Origin of the sequence: Hymenobacter properus (genome assembly GCF_015694735.1) — a bacterium.
GTDB lineage: Bacteria > Bacteroidota > Bacteroidia > Cytophagales > Hymenobacteraceae > Hymenobacter > Hymenobacter properus.
In genome coordinates, this window is record NZ_JADQDP010000005.1 from 166,679 (window position 1) to 191,081 (window position 24,403).

25 protein-coding genes are annotated in these 24,403 nt (G+C 59.5%); 11 read left to right on the forward strand and 14 right to left on the reverse strand.

Annotated elements, in window-relative coordinates; translation table 11 throughout:
- Window positions 1-83: 83 nt before the first annotated feature.
- Window positions 84-2,333: an ATP-dependent helicase gene (locus I2I01_RS20395; protein WP_196288364.1), complete on the reverse strand. Its 2,250-nt coding sequence runs from the start codon at window positions 2,331-2,333 to the stop codon at window positions 84-86.
- A gap of 126 nt (window positions 2,334-2,459) precedes the next feature.
- Here I2I01_RS20395 and I2I01_RS20400 point away from each other — a divergent pair, with 126 nt between their 5' ends.
- Together I2I01_RS20400 and I2I01_RS20405 are read left to right on the forward strand one after the other, a co-directional pair.
- Entirely contained in the window at window positions 2,460-2,759 is a 300-nt protein-coding gene (locus I2I01_RS20400) for a hypothetical protein (protein ID WP_196288365.1), read from the forward strand.
- Between the two features lie 57 nt (window positions 2,760-2,816).
- Window positions 2,817-3,398: a DUF3109 family protein gene (locus I2I01_RS20405; protein WP_196288366.1), complete on the forward strand. Its 582-nt coding sequence runs from the start codon at window positions 2,817-2,819 to the stop codon at window positions 3,396-3,398.
- 131 nt (window positions 3,399-3,529) lie between these two features.
- On the opposite strand, the gene I2I01_RS20410 is transcribed toward I2I01_RS20405, so the two are convergent.
- On the reverse strand, window positions 3,530-3,988 hold the full coding sequence (locus tag I2I01_RS20410) for a peptidylprolyl isomerase (protein ID WP_196288367.1): 459 nt from the start codon (window positions 3,986-3,988) through the stop codon (window positions 3,530-3,532).
- A gap of 172 nt (window positions 3,989-4,160) precedes the next feature.
- Here I2I01_RS20410 and I2I01_RS20415 point away from each other — a divergent pair, with 172 nt between their 5' ends.
- On the forward strand, window positions 4,161-4,796 hold the full coding sequence (locus I2I01_RS20415) for a fasciclin domain-containing protein (RefSeq protein WP_196288368.1): 636 nt from the start codon (window positions 4,161-4,163) through the stop codon (window positions 4,794-4,796).
- 221 nt (window positions 4,797-5,017) lie between these two features.
- Here I2I01_RS20415 and rsgA read toward each other — a convergent pair whose 3' ends face one another.
- The 5 genes from rsgA to I2I01_RS20440 form a co-directional block, all read right to left on the reverse strand.
- A complete protein-coding gene (gene rsgA, locus I2I01_RS20420; protein ID WP_196288369.1) occupies window positions 5,018-5,977 on the reverse strand; it encodes a ribosome small subunit-dependent GTPase A in 960 nt (319 codons plus the stop codon).
- Window positions 5,974-7,227: a 3-deoxy-D-manno-octulosonic acid transferase gene (locus I2I01_RS20425; protein WP_196288370.1), complete on the reverse strand. Its 1,254-nt coding sequence runs from the start codon at window positions 7,225-7,227 to the stop codon at window positions 5,974-5,976. Before I2I01_RS20425 ends, rsgA begins: the two co-directional genes overlap by 4 nt.
- A gap of 47 nt (window positions 7,228-7,274) precedes the next feature.
- Window positions 7,275-7,859, reverse strand: coding sequence for a peroxiredoxin (locus I2I01_RS20430; RefSeq protein ID WP_196288371.1), 585 nt, complete (start codon window positions 7,857-7,859; stop codon window positions 7,275-7,277).
- Window positions 7,860-8,031: 172 nt separating this feature from the next.
- Window positions 8,032-8,805 carry an enoyl-CoA hydratase-related protein gene (locus I2I01_RS20435; protein ID WP_196288372.1) on the reverse strand — a complete coding sequence of 258 codons (774 nt, stop codon included), beginning with the start codon at window positions 8,803-8,805 and terminating at the stop codon, window positions 8,032-8,034.
- A 149-nt stretch (window positions 8,806-8,954) separates the two neighbouring features.
- On the reverse strand, window positions 8,955-10,262 hold the full coding sequence (locus tag I2I01_RS20440; protein ID WP_196288373.1) for an aspartate kinase: 1,308 nt from the start codon (window positions 10,260-10,262) through the stop codon (window positions 8,955-8,957).
- Window positions 10,263-10,463: 201 nt separating this feature from the next.
- Here I2I01_RS20440 and fbp point away from each other — a divergent pair, with 201 nt between their 5' ends.
- The gene (fbp, locus tag I2I01_RS20445; protein ID WP_196288374.1) at window positions 10,464-11,525 is read left to right on the forward strand and encodes a class 1 fructose-bisphosphatase; all 1,062 of its coding nucleotides are present in this window, start codon (window positions 10,464-10,466) and stop codon (window positions 11,523-11,525) included.
- A gap of 69 nt (window positions 11,526-11,594) precedes the next feature.
- On the opposite strand, the gene I2I01_RS20450 is transcribed toward fbp, so the two are convergent.
- From I2I01_RS20450 to yihA, 3 genes are all read right to left on the reverse strand, one after another.
- Window positions 11,595-12,254 carry a DUF5606 family protein gene (locus tag I2I01_RS20450; protein WP_196288375.1) on the reverse strand — a complete coding sequence of 220 codons (660 nt, stop codon included), beginning with the start codon at window positions 12,252-12,254 and terminating at the stop codon, window positions 11,595-11,597.
- Between the two features lie 133 nt (window positions 12,255-12,387).
- The gene (locus I2I01_RS20455) at window positions 12,388-12,849 is read right to left on the reverse strand and encodes an energy transducer TonB (RefSeq protein WP_211538071.1); all 462 of its coding nucleotides are present in this window, start codon (window positions 12,847-12,849) and stop codon (window positions 12,388-12,390) included.
- A gap of 88 nt (window positions 12,850-12,937) precedes the next feature.
- On the reverse strand, window positions 12,938-13,558 hold the full coding sequence (gene yihA, locus I2I01_RS20460; RefSeq protein ID WP_196288376.1) for a ribosome biogenesis GTP-binding protein YihA/YsxC: 621 nt from the start codon (window positions 13,556-13,558) through the stop codon (window positions 12,938-12,940).
- 437 nt (window positions 13,559-13,995) lie between these two features.
- On the opposite strand from yihA, the gene I2I01_RS20465 reads away from it, so the two are divergent.
- From I2I01_RS20465 to I2I01_RS20480, 4 genes are all read left to right on the forward strand, one after another.
- Window positions 13,996-16,248 (forward strand): OmpA family protein, encoded by a 2,253-nt coding sequence (locus I2I01_RS20465; RefSeq protein WP_196288377.1) that lies wholly within the window; start codon window positions 13,996-13,998, stop codon window positions 16,246-16,248.
- Window positions 16,249-16,422: 174 nt separating this feature from the next.
- A complete protein-coding gene (gene ubiE, locus I2I01_RS20470; protein ID WP_196288378.1) occupies window positions 16,423-17,151 on the forward strand; it encodes a bifunctional demethylmenaquinone methyltransferase/2-methoxy-6-polyprenyl-1,4-benzoquinol methylase UbiE in 729 nt (242 codons plus the stop codon).
- Window positions 17,100-17,900: a type IX secretion/gliding motility protein PorT/SprT gene (gene porT, locus I2I01_RS20475; RefSeq protein ID WP_196288379.1), complete on the forward strand. Its 801-nt coding sequence runs from the start codon at window positions 17,100-17,102 to the stop codon at window positions 17,898-17,900. The genes ubiE and porT overlap by 52 nt, the downstream gene beginning before the upstream one ends.
- Window positions 17,901-18,012: 112 nt before the next feature.
- The gene (locus I2I01_RS20480) at window positions 18,013-18,759 is read left to right on the forward strand and encodes an SDR family NAD(P)-dependent oxidoreductase (protein WP_196288380.1); all 747 of its coding nucleotides are present in this window, start codon (window positions 18,013-18,015) and stop codon (window positions 18,757-18,759) included.
- Here I2I01_RS20480 and I2I01_RS20485 read toward each other — a convergent pair.
- Window positions 18,737-19,402, reverse strand: a complete 666-nt coding sequence (locus tag I2I01_RS20485; protein ID WP_196288381.1) for an alpha/beta hydrolase — start codon at window positions 19,400-19,402, stop codon at window positions 18,737-18,739. The two genes, I2I01_RS20480 and I2I01_RS20485, sit on opposite strands and share 23 nt — an antisense overlap.
- 5 nt (window positions 19,403-19,407) lie before the next feature.
- Entirely contained in the window at window positions 19,408-19,905 is a 498-nt protein-coding gene (locus tag I2I01_RS20490) for a cytidine deaminase (RefSeq protein ID WP_196288382.1), read from the reverse strand.
- Between the two features lie 166 nt (window positions 19,906-20,071).
- Between I2I01_RS20490 and I2I01_RS20495 the strand changes: the two genes are divergently transcribed.
- The 3 genes from I2I01_RS20495 to I2I01_RS20505 are packed head-to-tail and all read left to right on the forward strand — an operon-like array spanning window position 20,072 to window position 23,120.
- On the forward strand, window positions 20,072-21,418 hold the full coding sequence (locus I2I01_RS20495; protein ID WP_196288383.1) for a saccharopine dehydrogenase family protein: 1,347 nt from the start codon (window positions 20,072-20,074) through the stop codon (window positions 21,416-21,418).
- Between the two features lie 48 nt (window positions 21,419-21,466).
- Window positions 21,467-22,435, forward strand: a complete 969-nt coding sequence (locus tag I2I01_RS20500) for a hypothetical protein (RefSeq protein WP_196288384.1) — start codon at window positions 21,467-21,469, stop codon at window positions 22,433-22,435.
- Window positions 22,428-23,120 carry an ATP-binding cassette domain-containing protein gene (locus I2I01_RS20505; RefSeq protein ID WP_196288385.1) on the forward strand — a complete coding sequence of 231 codons (693 nt, stop codon included), beginning with the start codon at window positions 22,428-22,430 and terminating at the stop codon, window positions 23,118-23,120. The genes I2I01_RS20500 and I2I01_RS20505 overlap by 8 nt, the downstream gene beginning before the upstream one ends.
- 65 nt (window positions 23,121-23,185) lie before the next feature.
- On the opposite strand, the gene I2I01_RS20510 is transcribed toward I2I01_RS20505, so the two are convergent.
- Window positions 23,186-23,911, reverse strand: a complete 726-nt coding sequence (locus tag I2I01_RS20510; RefSeq protein ID WP_196288386.1) for a tRNA1(Val) (adenine(37)-N6)-methyltransferase — start codon at window positions 23,909-23,911, stop codon at window positions 23,186-23,188.
- Window positions 23,912-23,917: 6 nt separating this feature from the next.
- Entirely contained in the window at window positions 23,918-24,391 is a 474-nt protein-coding gene (locus tag I2I01_RS20515) for a hypothetical protein (RefSeq protein WP_196288387.1), read from the reverse strand.
- Between the last annotated feature and the right edge of the window lie 12 nt (window positions 24,392-24,403).

Here is a 24,403-nt window from a genome sequence, read left to right on the forward strand (position 1 = left end):
TCTCAAGCCTGAATAGTTAGCCACAATTACTGCGGTTGGCGTGAGAAGGTCCTTCGCGACGCTCAGGATGACAAATAAATGGCCTAATGCACCCGCAGCTTGGCAAAGCTCAGCAGGAGCACTTTCTCGCCCACTTCCTCGAAGAGGATGGTGGCTTTGGTGGTGCCCTGCTGGTTTTCCAGCGCGTTCACCACACCGAAGCCGAACTTGGCGTGCTCCACACGTTGGCCGGTTTGCAGCTTGGAAGTATCGGAAGGCGTAAAATCGGCCGGGGCCACGTATTTCGTAGCCTGTACTTTACGGGGCGGGGTGGGAATGAGGTTCGAGCGGCGCTCAAAAACGTGCTGAAACGGCGAGCCTTCGCCCGCACCGGGCCCGGCCGAGAATTTCACGTTGAGGTACTGCGGGTCGATTTCGTCCAGGAAACGGCTTTTCTCGCAGCTGCGCAGGTTGCCCCACTGGTAGCGCGAAGTGGCGTAGCTGAGCGTGAGCTTTTTCTCAGCCCGCGTGATGGCCACGTAAAACAGCCGGCGCTCCTCTTCCAAATCGGCCCGCGAGGTAATCATCATCTGGCTTGGAAACAGGTTTTCCTCCAGGCCCACGATGTACACGTTGCGGAATTCCAGGCCTTTGGCCGAGTGAATGGTCATCAGCGTCACGGCCTCACCATCCTGCGCGGCATCCTTCAGGTCGGAGTCCGTCACGAGGGCAATGTCCTGTAGGAAAGCGGCGAGGCTTTTGTCTTCGCGCTCGGGGTCGTCTACATATTCCTTGATGCCGTTCAGCAATTCCTGAATGTTCTCGTAGCGCGACAAGCCCTCAATGCTTTTATCGGCATACAATTCTTCCAGCATGCCGGAGTTTTTGGCAATGAACTTGGCCGCCTCAAAGGCATCTTCCTTCGCCGCCACTACAATGTAGCTCTTGATTTTTTCAGCAAAACCCACCACCGGGTTGCTCACCCGCGCCGGCATAAACTGGTCGGCGTTGGCCACTACCTCCCACAGCGTGTGGTTGGCTTCGTCGGCCGTGGTAATTAATTTGCTAATCGTGGTGTCGCCAATGCCGCGCTTGGGGTAATTAATTACCCGGCGAATGGCCTGCTCGTCGTTCTGATTGACAGTCAGGCGCAAATAGGCCACCAAGTCCTTGATTTCCTTACGCTGGTAAAAGCTCAGGCCACCAACAATCTTGTATTTAATATTTAATTTCCGCAAGGATTCTTCCATTGCGCGGCTTTGCGCGTTGGTGCGGTAGAGAATGGCAAAATCGTCGTACGACAAATGCCCGTTCATCTTGTCCTCGAAGATAGAATTGGCCACCAGTTTGCCTTCTTCGTTATCGGAAGCGGCTTTGATGACTTCAATCAGATTACCATCTTCGTTTTCGGAAAATACATCCTTACGCAATTGCGCCTGGTTGTTTTTAATCACCGAATTGGCCGCCCACACAATATTTTTTGTGGAACGGTAATTCTGCTCCAGCTTAAATACCTTCAGCTCCGGGTAATCTTTCTCAAAATTGAGAATATTGGAAATATCAGCACCACGGAAGGCGTAAATACTCTGCGCGTCGTCGCCTACCACGCAAATATTCCGCTCTTTAGCCGCCAGCTTGCGGGTAATTAAATACTGCGAATAGTTGGTGTCCTGATACTCGTCTACCATTACAAACCGGAACATATTCTGATATTTATTCAGAACGTCGGCGTGGTCCCGGAACAGCACGTTGGTGTTGAACAGCAGGTCGTCAAAATCCATGGCGCCGGCCTTGAAGCAGCGCTGCTGGTACTGCTGGTAGATGACGCCAATCTTGGGCCGCAGGGCCGCTTCGTCATCAGCCTTGATGGCCGGGTCGCTCAGGTATTGGTGGTGCGAAATCAGCTTGTTCTTGGCTGCCGAAATACGGCCCAGCACCAAGCTCGGCTTGTAGAGCTTGTCGTCGAGCTCCAGCTCTTTCACAATCTGGCCCACCAGGGTTTTGGAGTCCTGCGTGTCGTAGATGGTGAAGCTGCGCGGGAAACCAATCTTGTCGGCCTCGGAGCGCAGGATTTTGGCGAATACCGAGTGGAAGGTGCCCATCCAGAGGTTGCGGGCGGCTGGGCCTACCACCTTCTCCACGCGGGCGCGCATCTCCTTAGCGGCCTTGTTGGTGAAGGTAAGGGCGAGGATATTGAACGGGTCGACGCCCTGTTCGAGCAGGTGGGCAATGCGATAGGTAAGCACCCGGGTTTTGCCCGAGCCGGCGCCCGCGATAATCATGCAGGGGCCTTCGGTTTGCAGCACCGCGGCGGCCTGCGAGCCGTTCAGGAGGGAAAGATAATCTAATGCCATTATTCAGGTAAAACGAGGCCGTAGCTATATCTGCAAAGGTACTACTTTTGGCAAAGAGCCTGGAAACAGCGTGCCCATTGCTACTAAAAGACTTAGGCAAAGGCAAGCGCTTTAGTAAATTGCAACATGGCCTTCCCCTCTCTCGGTTCGGTGAGCCGCTGGAAACTTGGTTTCTTCAGTTCCATGCTGTTCTATGCGTTGGGATTCGCGGCTGCGCTGGTACTGGCTCAGTTCATGCCGGTTGCGGACATGTGCAACCCCGGGCTGCCCTTTTATGTGGGACTCCTGACGCTGGTGCTCGGCAGCATTTGCCTAGCCGCCGGTTTGCTGGCATTTCTGCTTGGTTATAGAACGCGGTTTGTGAAAGGAGTTATCGCCGCCCACATTTTGGTTTTAGTTGGGCCGGCCGTGCTGGTTTTGGCTTGACGCCCGGCGCCCTGGCTAGCAAAGAAGTATCTTTGCAGTTCTTAGCAGGGCATTATTATGATAATTATCCAGGAAACGGTCATCTCCGACGACATCGCCGACCATTTTTTTGTCTGCAACCTTGAGGCCTGCAAAGGCGCCTGCTGCGTGGAGGGCGACCTCGGCGCGCCTCTCGAAGAACCGGAATTGAAGATTCTGGAGCAGGAATACGCCAACATCAAGCCCTTCCTTACCGAGGCCGGCCAAGCCGCCATCGAGGCGCAGGGCCTGTACATCAAAGATTGGGAAGGCGACTACAGCACAACTACCATCGATGACAAAGAGTGCGCCTATGCGCTCTACGATGAGCGCGGGATTCTGAAATGCGGCATCGAGCAGGCCTACCTGGCGGGCGCCACTACGTTCAAAAAGCCCATCAGCTGCCACTTATATCCCATCCGCATCACCAAGTACGAAGGCTTCGATGCGCTGAACTACGACCGGTGGAATATCTGCAACCCAGCCTGCTCGTTCGGCAGCTCGTTGGGCGTGCGCATCTATCAGTTTCTGAAGGAGCCGCTGATTCGCAAGTACGGCGAGGACTGGTATGGCCAGCTGGTGCAGGAAATTGAAAACCCAGCGCCGCAGGGGAAGAAATAGGCAGCAATTAAAACGTCATGCCGAGCGTAGCCGAGGCATCTCGCGTGCCATAGTAGCCCAATCGACAGGTTTACTATAGTACGCGAGATGCCTCGGCTGCGCTCGGCATGACCGTTTTTGTGGCAAGAAGACTATTCCTCTTTCACCACAATCTTCTCAATCTCGTCGTTGGCTTGAATCTTATCAACCACGTCCAAGCCTTCTACCACTTTGCCGAACACGGTGTGCACGCGGTCGAGGTGGGCGGTGTTTTGGCGGTCGTGCACGATGAAGAACTGCGAGCCGCCGGTGTTTTTGCCGGCGTGGGCCATGCTCAGGGCGCCGCGCTCGTGGTACTGGTGGCCGCCGCTGGTTTCGCAGTCGATTTTGTAGCCGGGGCCGCCGGTGCCGGGCATACCTTTGGCGCCTTCGCGGGTGTTGGGGCAGCCGCCCTGAATTACGAAATTCGGGATGACGCGGTGGAATTTCAGGCCGTCGTAGAAGCCTTTCTGGGCCAGGTCGGTGAAGTTTTTCACGGTGTTAGGAGCGTCCTGCTCGTAGAACTCAACCTTCATCACGCCTTTCTTGGTGTGGATTTCTGCGGTTTTCATGTCTTAAAACTTAATTGATTTAACCACCAATACGGCAAGTGCCGGACATTAGAGGGCGCGAAGGTAAGCAAGCCGGCCAGCTTCGGAATAACCTTGCGGGGGCATTCCTGCGTAACGCCAGGCGCTACATTAGCACATACTCTTCTTACCTCTTTCACACAATCGTTTTTCAATGAAAAGACATTTCGCTCCGCTTCTGGCCGCGCTGACTACTTCGTTTCTGATGGCTAGCTGCGGCAACGACAAGCCCGCCACCACCGAAACCGAAACCACCAGCACGGTAAACCCGGCCGACTCTATTGCGGCCGCGGCCGGCGATTCGGCCCGAATGGCCAAGCCCGGTGGTGTGATGGTGGACGGTGTAGCCATGACGGCCGATAAGAACATCGTAGAAAACGCCTCGGCCGCCAAAAGCGTGAGTACGCTCGTGGCAGCCGTGAAGCAGGCCGGCCTGGTCGAAACCCTGAGCGGCGCCGGCCCCTTCACCGTCTTCGCGCCCACCAATGCCGCCTTCGACAAACTGCCCAAGGGCGCTCTGGCTGGCCTGATGGACGAAGCCAGCAAGGCTAACCTGAAAGGGGTGCTCACTTACCACGTCATCCCCGGCCGCCTGGTGGCCGCCGACCTGCGCGACGGCCAGGAACTGACCACCGTGAACGGCGAGAAGCTGCACATTGCCGTGAAAGACGGCAAGGTGATGGTGAGCAACGGCAAGGACGCGCCCGCCACCGTGCAAATTGCCGACGTGATTTCCAGCAACGGCGTGACGCATGTCATCGACGGCGTGGTGCTGCCCCTGGCGAAGTAAGGCGTTTGTCATTGCGAAGCCGCAGCCGAAGCAATCCGTGCTTTTCTCAGCGACTAACCTTCTACTGTGACAAAGCCCCGGTACCACAATGGTGCCGGGGCTTTCTGTTTACAAAAAAGGCGTTATCACGACCCAGGGCTGGTCGCTGATGAGAGGAGGGATTAGCTTCGCTGAACTTCGTTTGCCGCGCTACGCTCGCCATGACAGACGGAGCATAGGCGCTAGTGCCGGTTGTCTTCGCCGGCGAGCATGCTGAGGTAGCTGTCGTAGCGCGGGAGAGCAATACGGCCTTGGTCCACGGCTTCGCGCACGGCGCAGCCGGGTTCGCGGGTGTGCTGGCAGTTGTGGTAGCGGCACTGGCCCAGCAGGGCGCGGAACTCAGGGAAGTAGCCAGCTAGCTCGGCGGGTGGCAGGTCAACGAGTCCCAGTTCCTTAATGCCGGGCGTGTCGATGATGAAGGTGCCGGGGCGCACTTCCAGCATTTCGGCGAAAGTAGTGGTGTGCACGCCTTTGTCGGAGAACTCGCTGATTTCGGCGGTTTTCAGGTCGAGGTCGGGCACCAGGGCGTTGATGAGCGTGCTCTTGCCCACGCCGGAGTGGCCCGCGAGCAAGCTCACCTTGCCGTCGAGCAATTGGTCAATTTCGGCCACGCCCACGCCCATACTGGCAGCGCAAGCGCGGCTGGGATAGCCCAGACTGGCGTACATGCCCGCGATTTCGGCCTGGTAACCTAAGTCGTCATCGTCGTACAAGTCAGTTTTGTTGAACAGCAGCGTGACGGGAATATGATAGGCTTCGGCCGTGACCAAAAACCGGTCGATAAAGCCAAACGAAGTGGCCGGCGATACCAGCGTGACCACCAGCAGGGCTTGGTCGAGGTTGGCTGCCACCACGTGAACGTGACCGGTTTTGTGCACCGAGCGGCGCACGATGTAATTGCGACGCGGGGCAATGTGCGAAATCACGCCCGCGCCCTCGGCCTGGGCTTCCACGGTGAAATCGACGTGGTCGCCTACGGCCAGCGGGTTGCTGGCCTTCAGCCCCTTCATTTTGAACTTGCCCCGCAGTCGGCAGCGGTACAGCTGGCCGGAATCGGCGCGCACCACGTACCAGGAGCCCGTTGATTTGACCACGGTACCGTGCTGGAGCAAACTAGTGGATGGCGAAAATTCGGGCGTCATAGGGCAGGAGTAAGGCTGGGCAACGCGGCCATGATGGTACGGGTGGCGCCCGCCTGGCCGTGCACGTAGTCGAGCAAAACGTCTTGCAGGCTCAGCCGCAAGTCTTCGTTGTGCCACAAAGGCGCGAAGGCGGCTTCCAGCTCTGCCGCATTGTGCACCGGGAAAGCGCATTTCAGCTGCACCAGCTCCACGGCTTCCTGAAACTTACCATAAGTTGGCCCAAAAAAGAGCGGCAGGCCAAATGCAGCAGCTTCTAGGGTATTGTGCAAGCCTTTGCCGAAGGCTCCGCCGATGTAGGCAAACTTGCCAAAGCGGTAGAGCTGGCTCAGCAGCCCCACATTATCGAAAAGCAGCACGCGGGCCTGGGCGGCATTGGCAGTCGTGGCCTGTGAGTAACGCAGCACCTGTCCCGGCAGGGCCGCTTCGACCAGGCGCAGGTTGGTTTCGGTGATTTCGTGCGGAGCCACCAGCACGCGCAACTGATGCTGGTATTTCTGCAGCAACGGCGTGAGGGCCGGCAAGTCTTCGGGCCAGCTGCTGCCCACTACCAGCACCGGTGCGCCATCGGCTACGAAGGCATTCACCACGGGCAATTCACGTGGGGCGGAGGCTGCCGTGGCTACCACCGTGTCAAAGCGGGTATCGCCGGCCACGCTCACCTGCCTGATGCCGTGCTGGCGTAGTAATGCGGCCGAGCTTTCATTTTGTGTGAAAATGTGCGCAAAGCGCGCGAGAATGCCGCGAAAGAAACCGCCCCAAGGCTTAAAAAACACCTGTTCGGGCCGGAAAATGGCCGACACTACCACGGCCGGAATGCCGCGCCGGTGCGCTTCAGTGAGGAAGTGGTACCAGAACTCATACTTCACAAACACGATGAGGCGGGGCTGTACCGCATCCAGAAAAGCCCGGGCGTTGCGGCGCGTGTCCAGCGGCAGGTAGAAGATGTAGTCGGCCCCCGGCCAGTTTTTCCGGATTTCGTAGCCCGAAGGCGAGAAAAACGTGAGGACCACCTTGGTGCCGGGATGGGCCTTGCGATAAGCTTCTAGCAAGGGCCGCCCTTGCTCAAACTCGCCTAGGGAGGCGCAGTGAAACCACACCCGTGGCGCGGAGTCGGTGCTTAGCGTTTGACGAATGTGGGCCAGCAGGCCGCGCCGGCCGGCCACCCACGCCGCTGCCTTGGGCACAAACGGCGCCAGCAGGCGCAACAACAGGCCATACAGGCCTAGGCCAATGTTATAAAAGAATAGCAAGCCCCAAAATTACGAAACGATGCCCAAGGTCTCCGCCAGCCGGTAGTTTAAGCCGGGGTAGGTTCTTCCCAGTCGGCGGGGCAGGCCTCGCCATTCTTTTCGAAGTGCTGCAGCGCGTCAATCATCCGCAGGGCCTCGGTGAGGCTGCGGCCCAGTGGCCGGTCGTTCACTAGCTGGTGGCGCACAATGCCGTCGCGGTCGATGAGGAACAGGCCGCGGTAGGCGAGGGGCGAGCCTATGTAAGTCATCTCGCCCTGCTCGGTGTAATCGTAGTGGCCGCCCAGCACGTCGTAGTTGGCCGAAATGGTTTTGGTGGCGTCGGCCACCAGCGGGTACTTCACCCCGGCAATGCCGCCCTTGTCGCGCGGCATCAGCTGCCAGGCCAGGTGGGCGTACTGCGTATCGGTGGAGCAGCCCACTACGGCAACGTTGCGCTTCTCAAATTCCGCCAGCCGGTCCTGGAATGCCAGAATTTCGGTGGGGCATACCCGGCTGAAATCAGCCGGGTAAAAATAGAACAGCACGTGCTTTTTGCCCAGGTAGCGGTCCAGTGAGAATTCTTCGTCGAAGGTGCCGTCAATCACGGCCGTGGCTTTAAAGGAAGGGGCGCGCTTGCCCACGAGAACTGCCATTTGGTTGGGGTTAGATGTTAACTGAGCGTAATACGCACAAATTGAAAGAACGTCATGCCGAGCGCAGCCGAGGCGTCTCGCGTGCCGAAGTAAACCAATCGATTGGATTGCGTTGCGCACGCGAGATGCCTCGGCTGCGGTCGGCATGACGTTCTACTTTGTACCTCTCGTTCTACCGCCCTTTAAAATCCGGCTTACGCTTTTCCACGAAGGCCGCCATGCCTTCCTTTTGGTCTTCGGAGGCGAAGGTGAGGTAGAAGTTCTTGCGCTCGAAGTGTAGGCCTTCTTCCAGGTGCGTTTCGAACACGCGGTTGATGGATTCCTTGGCCAGGCGGGCCGCCACTGGGCTCATGGCCGCAATGCGGGCAGCCAGGCGGAAGGCTTCCTCCAGGTACTGGCCCACGGGCACTACGCGGTTCACGAGGCCCACGCGGTGGGCTTCGTGGGCCGAAATGAATTCGCCGGTGAGTACCATTTCCATGGCTTTGGCCTTGCCCACGGCGCGGGCCAAGCGCTGGGTGCCGCCCGCGCCGGGCATGGTGCCCAGCCGGATTTCGGGCTGCCCGAACTGCGCCGTTTCAGAGGCCACCAGCATGTCGCAGGTCATGGCCAGCTCGCAGCCGCCCCCCAGCGCAAAGCCCGACACCGCCCCAATCAGCGGCTTGCGAAACCGCCGAATCTGCTCCAGCGTGGCAAACCGCTCGTCCAGAAACATGTCCACGGCCGTCTTGCCGGCCATCTCCTTGATGTCGGCCCCGGCCGCGAAAGCCCGCTCCGAGCCAGTGAGAACAACCACGCGCACCGCCTCATCGGCATCAAGCGCCTGCAGCGCGTCGCGGATTTCGCGCACCAGTTGACCATTCAGGGCATTGAGTTCTTTGGGCCGGTTGAGTTGGATGAGGGCCACGCCGGGGCGCGCCTGGGGGGTGATGAGAAGGAAGTCCATGGGTGGAGTTGGCTTAGTGAAAAAAATGAACGGTCATGCTGAGCGCAGCCGAAGCATCTCTACCGCGCAATGCAATTATTTGCTTTCTCGGTAGAGATGCTTCGGCTGCGCTCAGCATGACCGTTCTTTAGGGTTGTTCTTAAAAGCAATCAAGCCTGGCACACAAACTGAAACGTGCTGCGTGTGCGCTGCTCCAACAGTAGCCGCTTACCGGCCGTGAGTTGCGCGATACTCGCCGCGTCATAATTCTTAATTGTGAAAAGCTGCAAGCCGGTGTTGTAATGCAGCGTGAACTGTTCGCGCAGCAAATCGAGGAGTTGATGCACCCGCCGCTCCACAAAATCGGTGCACACCGAGAAGCTGATGGCCGAATTCTGCATCACATTAATTTTGAGCTTGGCCAGCGCCAGCGCCGCGAAAATCACGGCTAAATTTTCCTCCGAGATAAAAGAAAAGTCCTTGCTGGCGAAGGACAGCAGGCACTGGTCGGTTTTGCGGATGAAGGCGGGCGCCAGCGCCGGGTGCTGGCAGTCGTGAATGAGCGTGCCCGCCGCGGCCGGGTCCAGAAACGACTTCACGCGCAGCGGAATGTTGCGGTCGGCCAGCGGTTTCAGCGTTTTCGGGTGAATGACCGAGGCGCCGTAATAGGCCATTTCGATGGTTTCGCGGTAGCTGATTTCGGGGTAGCGCACCGTGTCGGGGAAGATTTTGGGGTCGGCATTCAGCAGGCCGGCTACATCCTTCCAGATGGTCACCGCCTCCGCCCGCAGGCAGTAGGCCAGGATGGCGGCTGTGTAGTCGGAGCCCTCACGGCCGAGGGTGGTGGTGCGGCCGTTGGCTGTGCCGCCGAGGAAGCCTTCAGTTACAATAATTGTGGCGTCTGTTAACGCCTTATTTACAAATTCACTTGTCTGTGCTTCCGTAACTGGCCAATCGACTTTGCCTTCGCGCCAAACTTCATCGGTTTGGAGTAGCAACTGCGCCGGAACATAGCGCACTGCTGTTGATAAGAATTGTGCGAGTGCAGAACTGGTTAAAAGAGCGGAAAACCGCTCACCATGGGACACTACTTGGTCGTAGCCTTGGTCATAAGATTCAGGCATGTGCACCTGATGCATAAACTGCAGCTCTTCTGCGAGTGAAGTTGTAAGCTGTTGCAGTTGAAACTGTAGCTGCACAAGGTTAATGGTCGGAATAGATTCGGCCAGTTCCGTGCAAGCTTGCTTATGATAGTTCTCCAAAGCCGCCAGCTGCACCGAATAATCCTCGCCCCGGTACGCCAAATCGTAAATTACCTCCAGCGCATTCGTCGTCTTGCCCATCGCCGACACCACAATCATCAGCGGCCCCTGCGGCCCAAAGTCGCGCACGATGCGGCAGAGGTTGAGAATGGCCGCCGCGTCCTTCACCGACGCCCCCCCGAATTTGTAAACCTCAAGTCCCGGTATTTTCTCCATAGGCCTCAAAAGTAGGGCCGCCGCCTGCAAATGCGGTTTTTCAGGCCGTGCCCTAAAGCCTCAACCGTGCATAGCAAAGGCAAATTTGAGCTAACGTTTGCGCAACATCGACGCACTTTAACCCGCGCGGGAGGCCTAAAAACTTCGCCTCGGCTAGAGTAGCTTTGTTGCCCGTTCCCGCCATTTCATTTACTTATTTTTATGGACCACAATAAGCTGGCGTTGCCCGTCGGTACTACCCTCGACCGCTTTATCATGCGTAAGCAGGAGGACTTTCCCTACGCTACGGGGGAGCTTTCGCAGCTGCTGCGCGACATTGCTCTGGCCGCCAAAATCGTCAACCGCGAAATCAACCGCTCCGGCCTCATCGACATCGCCGGTGCCTACGGCAGCCAGAACGTGCAGGGCGAGGACCAGCAGAAGCTCGACGTCATCGCCAACATCCGCTTCATCCGGGCCCTGCGCAACGGCGGCGAGGTCTGCACCATCATCTCGGAAGAAGACGACGAGATGATTCAGACCGGCAACAACCAAGGCAAGTACGTGGTGGCCATCGACCCCCTGGACGGCTCGTCGAACATCGACGTGAACGTGAGCATCGGTACCATCTTCAGCATCTACCGCCGCGTGTCGCCCACCGGACGCGAAGGCACCGCTGCCGACTGCCTGCAGCCCGGCACCCACCAGGTGGCCGCCGGCTACGTCATCTACGGCTCCAGCACCATGCTGGTGTACACCACTGGCAACGGCGTCAACGGCTTCACTTACGAACATTCGCTCGGAGAATTCTTCCTCTCGCACCCCGACATCATCACGCCCAAAACCGGCAGCATCTACTCCATCAACGAGGGTAGCTCCGACTCGTTCTCGCCCGGCGTGGCCGCCTTCGTGCAGCATTGCAAAGACCAGCAGTTCTCGGCCCGCTACATCGGCTCGCTAGTGGCCGACTTCCACCGCAACCTGCTCAAGGGCGGCATCTACGTGTACCCCGCCACCGCCAAAAACAAGAGCGGCAAGCTGCGCCTCATGTACGAGTGCAACCCGCTGGCCTTCATTGTGGAGCAAGCTGGCGGCAAAAGCAGCAACGGCACGCGCCGCACCATGGAAATCGAGCCCAAAATTCCGCACGAGCGCTGCCCCTTCTTTATCGGCAGCAAAGAGTTGGTCGAAAAAGCCGAAAGCTTCATCGCCAAGGACACCGAGGCCTGCGACCACAAGCCCGCCCCCGAGCCGACTCCCAAAAAAGCAGTAGCCGCCAAATAAGGCGCGCTCATCAGCAGAAAAGGCCGCTCCTGTATCAGGAGCGGCCTTTTTTGTTTAAGGCAAGGAGGGTTACTCCGCCTTCTTACGGCTTTTCTTCGCGGGCGCGACAGCTTCGGGGTTGCCTTCGGCCGTCGAGGCCGCGTCGGTTTCGCCAATTACGCCGCCGGTGCTCAGGGGCTCGTTGGCCGCGGGTTCTTCCGTGGCTTTGGCGCTTTTGCGCTTAGCCTTGGGCGCGGGCTTAGCAGCCGGAGCTTCGGCTGCAGCTTCAGGGGCCGGAGCTTCAGTGGCTGAAGCTTCGGTAGCAGGGGCTTCGGTAGCAGGCGCCTCGGCAGCGGCCTGATAGGGGCGGTGCTTGCTTACAATGCCGTACCAGTTGGCCAGTTTCTTAATGTCGGACAAGTACACCCGGTCGCGGTCGTAATCAGGAATAACACCGGCCAGGAAGTCGGTCAGTTCGCCCTCACTCGACTTGGACGTGACGGGCGAAGCCGCTCCGTGCTTTTGGTAAATGCGCTCAAACACCTCCGTCAGCGGCACGGTTTGGTCGGGGTCCTGGGTGTAAATGGAGATTTCCGACAGTAGCGACACTTTGTTGCGAGCCGGAGCCAGCGTCCGGGTGGCTTTCTCGTCGAGGCTTTCGACCAGGACGCCGTGGCGGGCGGCGCGCACCAGGCGGTACAGGCCGGGCATGCCGCTGATGGCGGCCAACTCTTGCAATTCGTAGGGCATTGTAACTTAAATGAGGAATGAAAAATGACGAATGAAGAATGAGGAACGAAAAACGAAAACGGGCCGCAAAGCCCTGCTTCATTCCTCGTTCCTCATTCTTCATTCAACGAGGACAAAACTACGACATCCCGGCTTATTGTCCTTCCAACGCGTTCGAGCCGGTCACGCCGAGCTTGAATACGATGGGCAGGCTGGCCCGGATGGGCAGTTCGGGCTTCTTGAACTTCAGCAGGCGCACCACGCGCAGGGCCTCTTCGCCGGTGCCGCCGCCCAGCTGCTTCACAATGCGCATGTCCTGCATGGTGCCATCAGCATTCAGCTGGAAGCTGATGATGCACTGGCCCTGAATGCGGTTACGCTTGGCCATCACGGGGTACTTCAGTTCCTTGCCAATGAATTCGTACATGGCCGCCTGGCCGCCTTCGTAGTACTCGGCCACGGGAATGGACTTGCCCACCGTGCCAATGCCGGTGCCTTGCTCCGTCTGAGACTTGGCCGGGGGCTGGGTGTTGGGGGTGGTTTGGGCCAGCGCCGGCGCGGCGGCGGCCAGCAGCAGGCCCAGGGCCAACTGCGAAACGGAACGCATTTTCGTCATGATAAAAAAGTGGGGGCGGGGAAATTAATAAAAGAAGTAGCTGCGGCCCATCGGGGGCCAAGCTGCGGTTGGCAATTTAGGGGCCAATCTACGCATTGCTGGCGGCATCCTCCGTCCACTGCTGGTTCACCTCCGCAATAAAATTGAGCACCTCGTCGCGCCCCAGCCCCGTTTCGGCCGAGGTAAGGAAATGGCGGGGCAGTTCGTCCCAGCTTTCACCCATCTTTTTCAGGTAATCGGCCAACAGAGCCTTGGTCTGCGCCGTCGACTGCTTGTCGGCCTTCGTGAACACCATCACAAAAGGAATGCCTTCCTCGCCCAGTTTTTCCATGAATTCCAAATCCACGGCTTGCGGCGCGTGGCGCGAGTCGATGAGCACGCACACACACATGAGGTTGGGCCGGTGCCGCAGGTAGTAATTAATCATGCGGGCCCATTCAGCGCGCGCCACCTTGCTTACTTTGGCGTAGCCATAACCGGGTAAGTCCACCAAGTACCATTTATCATTGATGATAAAATGGTTAATTAATTGCGTTTTGCCCGGCGAGGACGAGGTTTTGGCTAATCCGTTGCGGCCGGTGAGCATATTAATTAAAGACGACTTCCCAACGTTGGAGCGCCCAATGAAAGCGTATTCGGGCAGCGTGGGGGCGGGGCATAGGTCGGCCCGCGAGTTGCTGGTTAAAAAGCGAGCATCGTTAATAATCATGGGGCAGCGGCGTAAAGCAGGCTCGAAATAAAAGCCCAAAATTACGCCTGAATGCCAGGGAATGCCCGCCGAATAAAAATAGGCGAATGAATGGCTATTTCGGATGTGCCTCTATATTTGCGCGGCCTGCTTGCCAATTTAACGGGCCCTTGCCGCCGCATTCGACCACCTGTAAATGGCCGACCCTTTGCCTGAAAGCGCTTTTCGCAAGCCAATTCCCTACCTTTGCCCGCCTCCCGTTGTCTGCACGACCAGGCCGGCGTGGGCAGTACGGCGCTTTCCTACGGTTACCTTCTGGGCATTTCGGCATTAAAGCCTAACCCTGGCTTAGAAAATCAGTATAAGCCCCAAATAAGTTCCTTGCATCTGCCTTTCTGCGGCGCTGCCCTACTTACAAAAACCCTTCAGAACTCTCTTTTTTCTTAATCTCTCCTACAATGGACAACTTATCCAGAAGGTTACTGCAAGCGTCGTGCGCCGTTGCCCTCACCGCCGCCATCGCCACTCCGGCCGAGGCGCAAAGCACGCGCAAGGACCTCAAGACCGGCAACAAGTTCTTCGAGCAGGAAAATTACCGCGCCGCCATCCCGTATTACGAGAAGGTGCTGGCCAAAGACCCGAACAACGCCAAAGCGCTGTTTAACGCTGGTATTTCCTACATGTCGTTCGACAAGGAGAAGGCCAGCGACTATATTTACAAGGCTCAAAAGCTGAAGCCGAAGGTGTCGAAAGACGTGGAATACTGGCTCGGCCGGGTTGACCACCTCAACTACAACTTCGACGAGGCCGTGGCCCACTTCCAGGCCTACAACGCCACGCTGAAAAAGAACGACCAGCGCAAGGAGGAAATCGCCCAGCTGATTAAGCACAGCCAGAACGCCAAGGTGCAGTTCAACTCGCCGAAGGACATCTTCGTGAAAAACCTGGGCCCGACGGTGAACACGCCTTACTCGGAGCACAGCCCGGTAATTTCGTCGGATGACAAGCTGCTCATCTTCACCTCGCGCGGCGAAAACGTGACGGGTGCTTCGGGCAAGCCCAGCGACAAGAAAAACAAAGCCATTGCCGCCGACGGCGAGTACTACGAAGATATCTTCGAAGCCACACGCGTGGACGACGAGAACTGGCAGAAGCCCCGCTCGCTGAGCGGCGTGCTGAACGGCAAAGGCCACGATGCCTCGATTCAGCTGTTCGACAACGACACCAAGCTGTTGATGTACCGCAACGACAACAACGGTGACATCTTCGTGTCGGACAAAAGCGGCGGCGACTGGTCGGCGCCCAAGCCGCTGAATGGCAACATCAACTCGAAGTCGTTCGAGTCGGATGCCTACATCACGCCTGACGGCAAAACCATCTACTTCTCGACGGGCAAGTACTCGGAGGACGGCACGCTGGACCTCTACTACAGCACCCGCACTGATGGCGGCGATTTTGGCCCGGCCAAGTCGCTGGGTGCTAACATCAACACCAAGTACGACGACGACAGCCCGTACCTGAGCCGCGATGGCAAGACGTTGTACTTCTCGTCGCGTGGTCACAACACGATGGGTGGCTACGACATCTTCAAATCGGAGTGGGACAGCGTGGGCCGCAAGTGGGGCGCTGCTCAGAACATGGGCTACCCCGTGAACACCCCGGACGATGACTCCTACTACCGCCTGAGCCCCGATGGCTCGTATGCCTACCTCAGCTCGTACCGCATCGGCGGCTACGGCGAGAAGGACATCTACACCATCAACTACATCAAGAACGCCAACATCAAAGGCAAGGTGTTCTCGGCGAAGGACAGCACGACGGTGATTCCGGGTGTGGAGCTGGTGTTCAGCGGCCAGCAGGCTGATAAAACTGCTCTGAGCTTCCGCGACATCTCCAAAACGGATGGTTCGTATCAGGTGGCTGTGCTGTCGGGTCGTACCTATCAGGTGGCTGTGAGCAAGGATGGCCGTCCGATTGAGACGCAGGAATTCCCGGTGCCGGTGTCGACCAACGACTCGACGACCATCGTGAAGAATTTCTACATCAACTACGTTGACACGACCCAGAACGAGTTCCTGCGGGCCCGCAACATCTACTTCGATACCGACAAGTACAAGCTGCGTCCGGAGTCGATTACCCGCCTGAACGAAATCTCGCAGTACCTGACGGCTAACGCCGGCATCAACATCTCGATTGAGGGCCACTGCGACTCGCGCAACACCGACGAGTACAACATGGTACTCGGCCAGAACCGCGCGCAGGCTGCTTACAACTACCTGAAGAAGCAGGGCATTGCCGAGACCCGCATGAGCACCGTGAGCTACGGCGAGCGTCGTCCGGCAGCTCCGAACGATTCACCGGAGAACATGCAGCTTAACCGCCGCGACGAGTTCAAGGCAGTGGGCGGCACGGGTGCTGGCATGATTGACAACTCGGGCGCCTCGGGCACCGGCGCAGGCTCGACTACGACCACCGGTACTTCGACTACCACCACGACCGGAACCAGCGCGCCGCTGTCGCCTGGCAAGAGCAAGGTGAAAATGGCCGACGGCACCAAGGTGAAAACCAAGGTGGACGAGGATTCGGACAAAGTGAAAGTGAAGACCAAAGGCCCCGCCGGCGATACCAAAACCACCACCAAAAACGGTGAGCTGGAAGGCAAAGCCAAAGATGCCAACGGCGAAAAGACGAAAATCAAAGCCAAAAACTAAGCTAGGCTTGGTTTGAAATTCGGGAAGCGGGCCGGGCAATTTGTCCGGCCCGCTTTTTTTATCATTTTGATAGCGGTTTCGCCGAAAAGGGACCGTATTTGTTAACAATCCTACCCGGTTGGGCGTTGGGAGAAAGCAATTTTCCCGTTCCCGTACCGTTCTTTGTGCCCGCTTATGGCCGTATTACCCTACAAAGACAATTCCGCCGATAAGAAATCGCAGGTTGCCCAGATGTTTAACTCCATCGCGGGCAAATACGATTTCCTCAACCACTTTCTCAGCGTGGGCACCGACATCTATTGGCGGCGCAAAGCGGTAGACGAACTCAAGGCGCTGCGTCCGGCGCGCATTCTCGACATTGCCACCGGCACCGCCGACTTCGCCATCGAAACGCTGCGTACTGCCGCGCCCGATGCGCAAGTGACGGGCGTGGACATTTCGGAAGGCATGCTGGAGGTGGGCCGCCGCAAGCTGGCCGCCAAAGGTCTCGGCAACCGCATTCAGCTGGAACTGGGCGACTCGGAAAACCTGCCGTTTGGCGATGGGGAGTTCGACGCGGTGACGGCCTCGTTTGGGGTACGCAACTTTGCGCATCTCGAAAAAGGGCTGGCCGAGATGCGGCGCGTGCTGCGGCCGGGCGGCAAGCTCGTGATACTGGAATTCAGCAAGCCCACAGCGTTTCCGCTCAAGCAAGCTTATAATTTTTACTTCCGCCGGGTGCTGCCGGTTTTTGGCAAGCTTATTTCCAAAGACCAGTCGGCTTACACTTACCTGCCTGCTTCGGTGCAGGCATTTCCCGACGGCACCGACTTCTTGGCCATTCTGACCAAAGTCGGCTTTAAAGAACCTGCATGGCAACCCCTCACTTTCGGCATCAGCTCCATCTACACGGCGCAGAAGTAAAACGCCTGGCGTTGCTGGGCGCGCTGCTGCTGTTGCTGCCCACGTTGGCCCAGGCGCAGCGCCGGCCCCAGGCGCGCCCCCACCGCGGCAAGAACGGTACCCTCAAATCCATCACCGTGCAGAACCTGCCCTCGTACGACGAGCGGTGGTTTCACCCGGGCATGTACGTGGCGCTCACCAATTCGCGCTTCAACGTGGAGCAGTCGGCGCAGTACGTGGCCCGGCAGAATGTATCGGCCAATGCCATTAACAGCCCCAGCCTGGGGGTCGGCTTCATTGGCGACGCGCGCATTGGCGGACCGCACTCCCCGTTTATTTTTCGGTTTGCGCCTGGCGTGAGCTTTCTGACGCGCAAGGTCGAATTTAAGCCGCACGGCTATCAAACCGACACCGTTTATACGCAAGACGTGACGGCGACGGTGGTGCAGTTCCCGCTGTTGCTCAAGTACCAGTCGGACCGGCGGCGCAACGCGCGCATGTACATGATTGCGGGCATCAGCCCCAGCGTGACGGCCAGCAGCCGCCGCAACGACCCGCTGCGCAACCAGCTGCGGGCCGTGAGCAGCGACCTGACGCTTGAATATGGCGTGGGGCTGGATTTGTTTTACCCGCTGTTCAAACTGGCGCCGGAAGTACGCTTTTCACACGGGCTGAAGAACCTGCTGACGCCGCACAACGATTTTTACAGCAACAGCCTGCAAAGCCTGAGCACCAATTCGGTGACGCTGTATATCAATATTCAGAACTAAGTGAGGTGGGGAAATGGGGAGGTAGGGAGTTTGATGTTCTGCCTGTGCAGTTAGCGCAGTTAAAACCTCAGACTCTCCATCTCCCCATTTCAATACCCCACTCATTCATCCTATGAAAACAGCCTTTATTACCGGCGCTTCATCGGGCATCGGCCGGGCCACCGCCGTGGCCCTGGCGGGCGCGGGCTTTCAATTGGTGGTGACGGGCCGGCGCCGCGAGCGGCTAGACGAGCTGGCGGCGCAACTGGCACCGGTGCCGGTGCACGTGCTGGCGTTTGACGTGCGCGACCGGGCCGCTGTAGAGGCAGCTGTGGCCACATTACCGGAGGAACTACGCGCCCCCGATGTGCTGGTAAACAACGCTGGTGGTGCCCACGGACTTAACCCCATTCAGGCCGGCGACCCTCAGGACTGGGACCAGATGCTGGATGCCAACGTGCGCGGCCTGCTGAACGTGACTCACGCCTTGCTGCCGGGCATGACAGCCCGCCAAACCGGGTTCATCGTGAACGTGGGCTCCATTGCGGGGCAGGAGGCTTACGCCAACGGCAACGTGTACTGCGCTACTAAAGCTGCCGTGCAGATGCTCACCAAAACCATGCGGCTCGACCTGCTGCCCACCGGCGTGCGCGTAGCTGAGGTGAACCCTGGCGCCGTAGAAACCGAGTTTTCGCAAGTCCGCTTTAAGGGCGACGAGGCGCGGGCGGCCAAGGTGTATGAAGGATTTGAACCGCTTAAAGCGGAGGATGTGGCCGACGTCATCGTGTTTATGGTGACGCGGCCGCCGCACGTCACCATTGCCGAGGTGCTGGTGCTGGCTGGCGCGCAGGGCGCTGCTACGACGATTGCCCGGAAATAGGAAGGGCCAAGCGGCGAAGAACGGCTTGGTTGAGCTCGTGCTGGCCTTCGAACCGAATGACTTGGGGCTGGCCCCTCAGCGCCTGCAACAGGCCTTCCTGATGCGCCACCTGCTCATCAGAGATGTAGCTGTCGGCGTTGCCTACTACCAAGTGCAAAGGCAGGTTGGTGAGTAGGCGCGTGGCATCTTCCTGCGGAATGTCTTCCGGAAAATTACCAGCCCAAAGAATGAGGCGGGCCGGGCGAAAAGCAGCTTGCACCAGCCAGCGGCTCACGGTGGCTGTTCCCTGCGAAAACCCCATTACGGTTATTTCAACGCTGGGTGAACATGCCGCCAGGGCTTTTTCGGCTAGTTGGTTCAGGAAGCCGATATGGTCTGCGATTTCGTGCAGGCGGTCGTCGCGCGTCATCCAGCTGGCGCCCACGCGGCCGCTACTGCCGCTCAGGTAGAAGCGGGAAAGCCCCTCGGGTGCGATGACGACGGTGTGCGGTTCGGCCTCGGCGAGGAAGGCGAAATGACGGATGAAATAGGCAGCCAATTGGCCGTAGCCGTGGCAGACAATCCAGACACGCTTCGTTGCACCAGATAACTCGCCTAGCTGTTGGTAGCGCGCGGTGCGGGCAACGGTGAGGTGGCGTTCCATGCGAGCTAGGCTGGGGGCAGGTCGTCGGCCGAGAAATTGAATGGCATCAGCGCGGCCAAGGTGCTAAAGCGCAGGATGGTGCCTGTGCGGCTGGGCAGCAACAGCGGAATGGCCTGGCCCTGCCGACTTTCATATTCGAGCATGACCTGGCGGCAGGCGCCACAGGGCAGGGCGGGGCCGAATTCGCCTTGGCTGGGCCGGGCAGCCACTGCCATGCCCACAATGGCCGGGTGGCCGGGGTGGTTGGCCGCTAGGCCAAACAAGGCCGTGCGCTCGGCGCAGAGGCCGGAGGGGTAGGCCGCGTTTTCCTGGTTGGTGCCCCGGAAAACGGTGCCGTCGGCTAGCAAGAGTGCAGCGCCTACGTGGAAGCCAGAATAGGGGGCGTAGGCGTGGGCGGTGGCGTCGCGGGCCGCTTGCCAGGTGGCTTGTTCGGCAGGGGAGAGGTCGGTGGCGGAGTCCAGCTCTTCGTAGGTCAAAAGCTGCTGGCGGGAATGGCGGGCCATGCGGGCGGGATTAGGGGGCGGCGAAGGTAATCAAAGAAGACGGGATAAGGGATAGGGAAAAAGAAATTGGGAGCAAGGGGCATTAGACTTGGTGTTTCAGGTGTAAACATGCTCACTAAATCGCCCTGTACCCTGTCCCTTGTTCCGTATTCCCCATATTTACCCCATGAGAACACGCCTCCTGCTCCTGGGTGCCGGCCGCTCGGCCTCGTCCCTTATTCAGTACATGCTGCGCCACGCGCCCACCGAAAACTGGTTTCTGACGGTAGCCGATGCCAACCCTGCGCACTTGGTGCCCGTGCTGGCCGCGCACAGCGAATACGCCCGCGCCGTGCCGTTTTCGACGGACAACGAAGCGCTGCTGGAGGAATTGGTGACGCAGGCCGACGTGGTGATTTCGATGCTGCCGGCCCTGCTGCACCCGGTGGTGGCCCGCGCCTGCGTGCGGCACGGCCGGCACTTGGCCACGGCCAGCTACGTGAGCCCCGAAATCCGGGAGCTGCATGATGATGCACAGGCGGCCGGCATCACCTTGCTTATGGAATGCGGCCTAGACCCCGGGCTCGACCACATGTCGGCCATGCGGGCCATTGCGCACATCCGGGCGCGGGGCGGGCGCCTCACCAGCTTCAAGAGCTACTGCGGCGGGCTGCTGGCGCCTGCGGCCGAGGGCGACAATCCATGGAAATACAAGTTTACTTGGAACCCGCGCAACGTGGTGCTGGCCGGCCAAAGCACGGCCAAGTTCCTGGAAAACGGCCACCCACGTTTCATTCCCTACCAGCAGCTTTTTGGCCGTACCGAAACGCTGACCCTGCCCAACTACGGCGAGTTTGAAGGCTATGCCAACCGCGACTCGCTGAGTTACCGCGCGCCCTACGGCCTAGATGATATTCCGACCATTTTGCGCGGCACGCTGCGCCGGCCGGGCTACTGCGCCGCCTGGCAAGCGCTGGTGCGCCTGGGCCTCACCGATGACGGCGTGAACCTGGACAACCCCGAAACCATGACGTGGGCTGAGCTGGTGGAAGCATACTTGCCCACCTCGCTCATTCCGCACCTCGACTTGTCGGCCCGCGTGGCGGCCTACCTGGGCTTGAACCCCACGGGCGAGGAAATGGGCCGGCTGCAGTGGCTGGGCCTGTTTTCGGACCGGCCGGTGGGGCATGCTCAAGCCACGCCCGCGCAGCTACTGGAACGCCTGCTGGCCGATAAGTGGCAGCTGCAACCCCACGACCACGACCTCATCGTGATGCAGCACCTTTTCGAATACGAGTTGAATGGCCGCACGCATCGGCTCACTTCGTCGCTGGCCGTGGAGGGCGACGATGCCACTCATACGGGCATGGCCAAAACCGTGGGCCTGCCGCTGGGCATGGCCGTGCGCCGGCTGGTGCGCGGCGAGGTGGCCCAGCGCGGGGTACTTATTCCGGTGCAGCCGGAACTGTATGAACCAATTTTAGAAGAATTGGCGGCAGAATACGGCATCCGTTTTCACGAGGAGGAATACTAACAGGCGGTGCTCGCAATACGCCGTCTGGTGCCAGCGTTACGCGGCCTGATGCACCCTCTGACTACCTATTTACTCCTGCGTCGTCGCCTAGGCTGGCGGCTCTTGCGAGAGATTGGTTGGGCGCGGCTGATGATTCTGGTGCCGATGCTGGGGCTGGCAGTAGGGCGAGCCTTGCTGCTGGCAGCGCCGCACCCGCAGGCGCAGTGGGCGGTGCCCGTGACCGTGGCCGCACTGTTGGCCTCGGCGCATCGGCAGCGGGCCGATTTGCGCTTTTTGGCCACGAGCGCGCCCGCATTTCGCCGCTGGCTGGCCGTTGAATACGGGCTGCTGTCGGGGCCAGTCGCACTGGTGCTGGTTGCCTTCGGCGACTGGGGCGCCGCGCTGCTCACCCTGGTGCTGGCGCCGGCCGTGGCCGCCCTGCCGCCGGCCCGCGAAAGCCGCAGCACGCAGCACCGCGCCCGCAGCCTGTTTCGGAGCGAGGCGTTTGAGTGGGTGAGCGGCATGCGCGCCGGCGGACTATGGGCCTGGCCATTGCTGCTGGCTGGGGCGGTGTGGCAGCACTGGTCGCCGCTGGGGCCGGTGGTGGCCCTGGTACTGTGGCTCCTAGTGCTGCTGGCTTGCTACGGCACGCCCGAGCCCTTGACTATGCTGGTGCTGGCGGGCCGCACGCCCCGGCAGTTTCTGCGGCGGCGCCTGCTGCTGGGGCTAGGCTATGCGGCGCTCACGGCGGCGCCCTTCGTGTGGCTGTTGGCCGCGGGGCCAGCCGGTGGGGGTGGGGCTGCGGCCGTGGCGCTGGGCTGGCTGGGCCTGGTGGGGCTGCTGATTCTGACTAAATACGCCTTTTACCCCAATGCCACGCATATTCGCACCACGCAGGCGCTGGTGGTGGGCGTAGCGCTGCTACTGCCCGGCAACCCGGTGTACCCCGTGCTGCTGCTTGTGGCGGTGGGCGGGGTCATCTGGCAAAGTCAGCGGCGGCTGCACAGAATTATTGGCGAACCCTCCCATCATGCTTGAAATCCTGAACCTGCGCAAAGCTTTCGGTAGCCATGTGGTGCTGCGCGAGGTGAGCCTGACCCTGCGGCCGGGCAGCATTCACGGCTTGGTAGGAGCCAACGGCGCGGGCAAAACAACCCTCATTAATTGCCTCTACGGCCTGGAAAAGGATTTCACCGGTACTGTGAAAACTGCAGCCGGCCGGCCGGTGCGCGAGCATACCGGTCTGCTTCCCTACGAACCCTACTTCTACCCACGCCTCACCGGGCGTGAGTACCTGGAATTTTGCCTGCAGGCACGCGGACGACCCTTGACCGATTTTACGGGCTGGAACCAGTTGCTGGAATTGCCGCTCGACCAGTTTGCTGAAGAATACTCGGCTGGCATGCGTAAAAAACTGGCGTTGCTGGCCTTGCTGGTGCAGAACTTCGATTATCTCATCCTCGATGAGCCCTTTAACGGCCTCGACCTGGAAGCCAACCTGCTGCTCAAGGAAATTCTTAAAAGGCTGCGTGACCGGGGCACGGGCATTTTGCTCACCTCGCACATTCTGGGCGCCCTCACCGAAACCAGCGACGAAATCTCGGTGCTGGTGGGCGGGCGCATTCAGCGGCACTACCAGGCGGCTGAGTTTGGAACCCTGGAAAAAGACCTGCTCGACAGCCTGCACCGCGAAAAGCTGGCGCTGCTGGCGGGGCTGGTGTAGCGCGGGCTCTAAGTCCGCGAGAGCGTTGCCCCATTCCCCATTTAAACGCGGACTAAAGGATAGCGCTACAGCGCCAGGTAGAACCCCGACAGCAAGGCTCGGAACTCCGGTGAGTAATCTGTCTCGCTGCTGGCGGTGCGAATGGTCAGCTCGGTTTCAACGACCTGCTTCGCCCCCTGCCGAAACCCGGTGATGTGCCGCAACGGCCGGCTGCCGGGCCGGTGCCGCACCTGCAGCCGGGTGGCCGGGTGCCAATGTAGCGCGGCTGCCGCGCGTTCAAATGCCTGCATTTCCAAGGGCGGCAACAGAACCGTTAGCAAACCGTCCGGCTGTAAAAACCGGGCTGCAAATGCTGCCAAAGTCTCAAAGGAAAGCGTGTCGGCCGCTTCGTGGCGGGCGGTGGTGCGGGCCGCGTCCGGCGAACGCAGCGACTGCCGAAAGAACGGCGGGTTGCAGATGATGTGGCTAAAAGGTAGCGGGGCTCGGGCCGCATATTCAGCCAAACTCAGGCCGTGCACCTGAATGCGCCCGGCCCAGGGGCTGGCCGCGGCGTTGGCTGCTGCCTGGGTGGCAGCGGCAGCATCAATTTCCACGGCTTCGATGTCGACGGTGGGGTGGCGCTGGGCCGTCATCAGGGCCAGCAGGCCGGTGCCGGTGCCAATGTCAAGCAGACGGGTGGCGCCGTTGAGGTCGGCCGCGGCGCCTAGCAGGCAGGCGTCGGTGCTCACCTTCATGGCGCAATGGCCTTGTTCGATGCGGAACTGCTTAAACTGAAAGTAGTCGTTGGGCACGGGGGCTTAGCGAATGGCAGCGAGTTTGCCGTGCTCAAATTGAAAGTAATGCGGCGCGTTGCGGCCTTCCTCGTTCAGCATGCCCGTCATGATGACAAGCCGACTGTTTAGCCTGAAACGTACCGGCTCAAAGTCCTCGGGCTTTTCCGGGAGGGCCGGACTGAACCAGCAACAAAGGCTCATGTCATCGAAATGAACCGCGCCGGTTTTCACGTCGATGATGGCGAAACTCAGGCATTCGGCACCGCACCCCCAGGTCGCTAGCACATAATGGCCCGCAAAATTAGGCTTTTGACGGGCGGCCTCACGGATGCGCGTTCGAAAAGACCACGCCGCCGTGCCGGGTTTCAGCCTGGCCGCTGCCTGTGGTCCCGTGTACTGTTCGAGAACAGCATATTCTTTGAAACGGGGTTCAGGCAACGACTGCCCCAGTGCTGCCGAATACATGAAAAACGCGCAGAATAAGCCGCCGAGCCGCATGCAGGCAGTGGT

Bases quoted from the DNA above. Each gene is read 5' to 3' on its own strand.
- I2I01_RS20395 (WP_196288364.1), bottom strand. From the start codon at position 2,333: ATGGCATTAGATTATCTTTCCCTCCTGAACGGCTCGCAGGCCGCCGCG.
- I2I01_RS20440 (WP_196288373.1), bottom strand. From the start codon at position 10,262: ATGGAGAAAATACCGGGACTTGAGGTTTACAAATTCGGGGGGGCGTCG.
- I2I01_RS20455 (WP_211538071.1), bottom strand. From the start codon at position 12,849: ATGACGAAAATGCGTTCCGTTTCGCAGTTGGCCCTGGGCCTGCTGCTG.
- ubiE (WP_196288378.1), top strand. From the start codon at position 16,423: ATGGCCGTATTACCCTACAAAGACAATTCCGCCGATAAGAAATCGCAG.
- I2I01_RS20430 (WP_196288371.1), bottom strand. From the start codon at position 7,859: ATGGCAGTTCTCGTGGGCAAGCGCGCCCCTTCCTTTAAAGCCACGGCC.
- I2I01_RS20400 (WP_196288365.1), top strand. From the start codon at position 2,460: ATGGCCTTCCCCTCTCTCGGTTCGGTGAGCCGCTGGAAACTTGGTTTC.
- I2I01_RS20410 (WP_196288367.1), bottom strand. From the start codon at position 3,988: ATGAAAACCGCAGAAATCCACACCAAGAAAGGCGTGATGAAGGTTGAG.
- porT (WP_196288379.1), top strand. From the start codon at position 17,100: ATGGCAACCCCTCACTTTCGGCATCAGCTCCATCTACACGGCGCAGAA.
- I2I01_RS20415 (WP_196288368.1), top strand. From the start codon at position 4,161: ATGAAAAGACATTTCGCTCCGCTTCTGGCCGCGCTGACTACTTCGTTT.
- I2I01_RS20505 (WP_196288385.1), top strand. From the start codon at position 22,428: ATGCTTGAAATCCTGAACCTGCGCAAAGCTTTCGGTAGCCATGTGGTG.
- I2I01_RS20500 (WP_196288384.1), top strand. From the start codon at position 21,467: ATGCACCCTCTGACTACCTATTTACTCCTGCGTCGTCGCCTAGGCTGG.
- I2I01_RS20480 (WP_196288380.1), top strand. From the start codon at position 18,013: ATGAAAACAGCCTTTATTACCGGCGCTTCATCGGGCATCGGCCGGGCC.
- I2I01_RS20450 (WP_196288375.1), bottom strand. From the start codon at position 12,254: ATGCCCTACGAATTGCAAGAGTTGGCCGCCATCAGCGGCATGCCCGGC.
- I2I01_RS20405 (WP_196288366.1), top strand. From the start codon at position 2,817: ATGATAATTATCCAGGAAACGGTCATCTCCGACGACATCGCCGACCAT.
- I2I01_RS20490 (WP_196288382.1), bottom strand. From the start codon at position 19,905: ATGGCCCGCCATTCCCGCCAGCAGCTTTTGACCTACGAAGAGCTGGAC.
- I2I01_RS20465 (WP_196288377.1), top strand. From the start codon at position 13,996: ATGGACAACTTATCCAGAAGGTTACTGCAAGCGTCGTGCGCCGTTGCC.
- I2I01_RS20435 (WP_196288372.1), bottom strand. From the start codon at position 8,805: ATGGACTTCCTTCTCATCACCCCCCAGGCGCGCCCCGGCGTGGCCCTC.
- I2I01_RS20515 (WP_196288387.1), bottom strand. From the start codon at position 24,391: ATGCGGCTCGGCGGCTTATTCTGCGCGTTTTTCATGTATTCGGCAGCA.
- I2I01_RS20495 (WP_196288383.1), top strand. From the start codon at position 20,072: ATGAGAACACGCCTCCTGCTCCTGGGTGCCGGCCGCTCGGCCTCGTCC.
- yihA (WP_196288376.1), bottom strand. From the start codon at position 13,558: ATGATTATTAACGATGCTCGCTTTTTAACCAGCAACTCGCGGGCCGAC.
- rsgA (WP_196288369.1), bottom strand. From the start codon at position 5,977: ATGACGCCCGAATTTTCGCCATCCACTAGTTTGCTCCAGCACGGTACC.
- fbp (WP_196288374.1), top strand. From the start codon at position 10,464: ATGGACCACAATAAGCTGGCGTTGCCCGTCGGTACTACCCTCGACCGC.
- I2I01_RS20485 (WP_196288381.1), bottom strand. From the start codon at position 19,402: ATGGAACGCCACCTCACCGTTGCCCGCACCGCGCGCTACCAACAGCTA.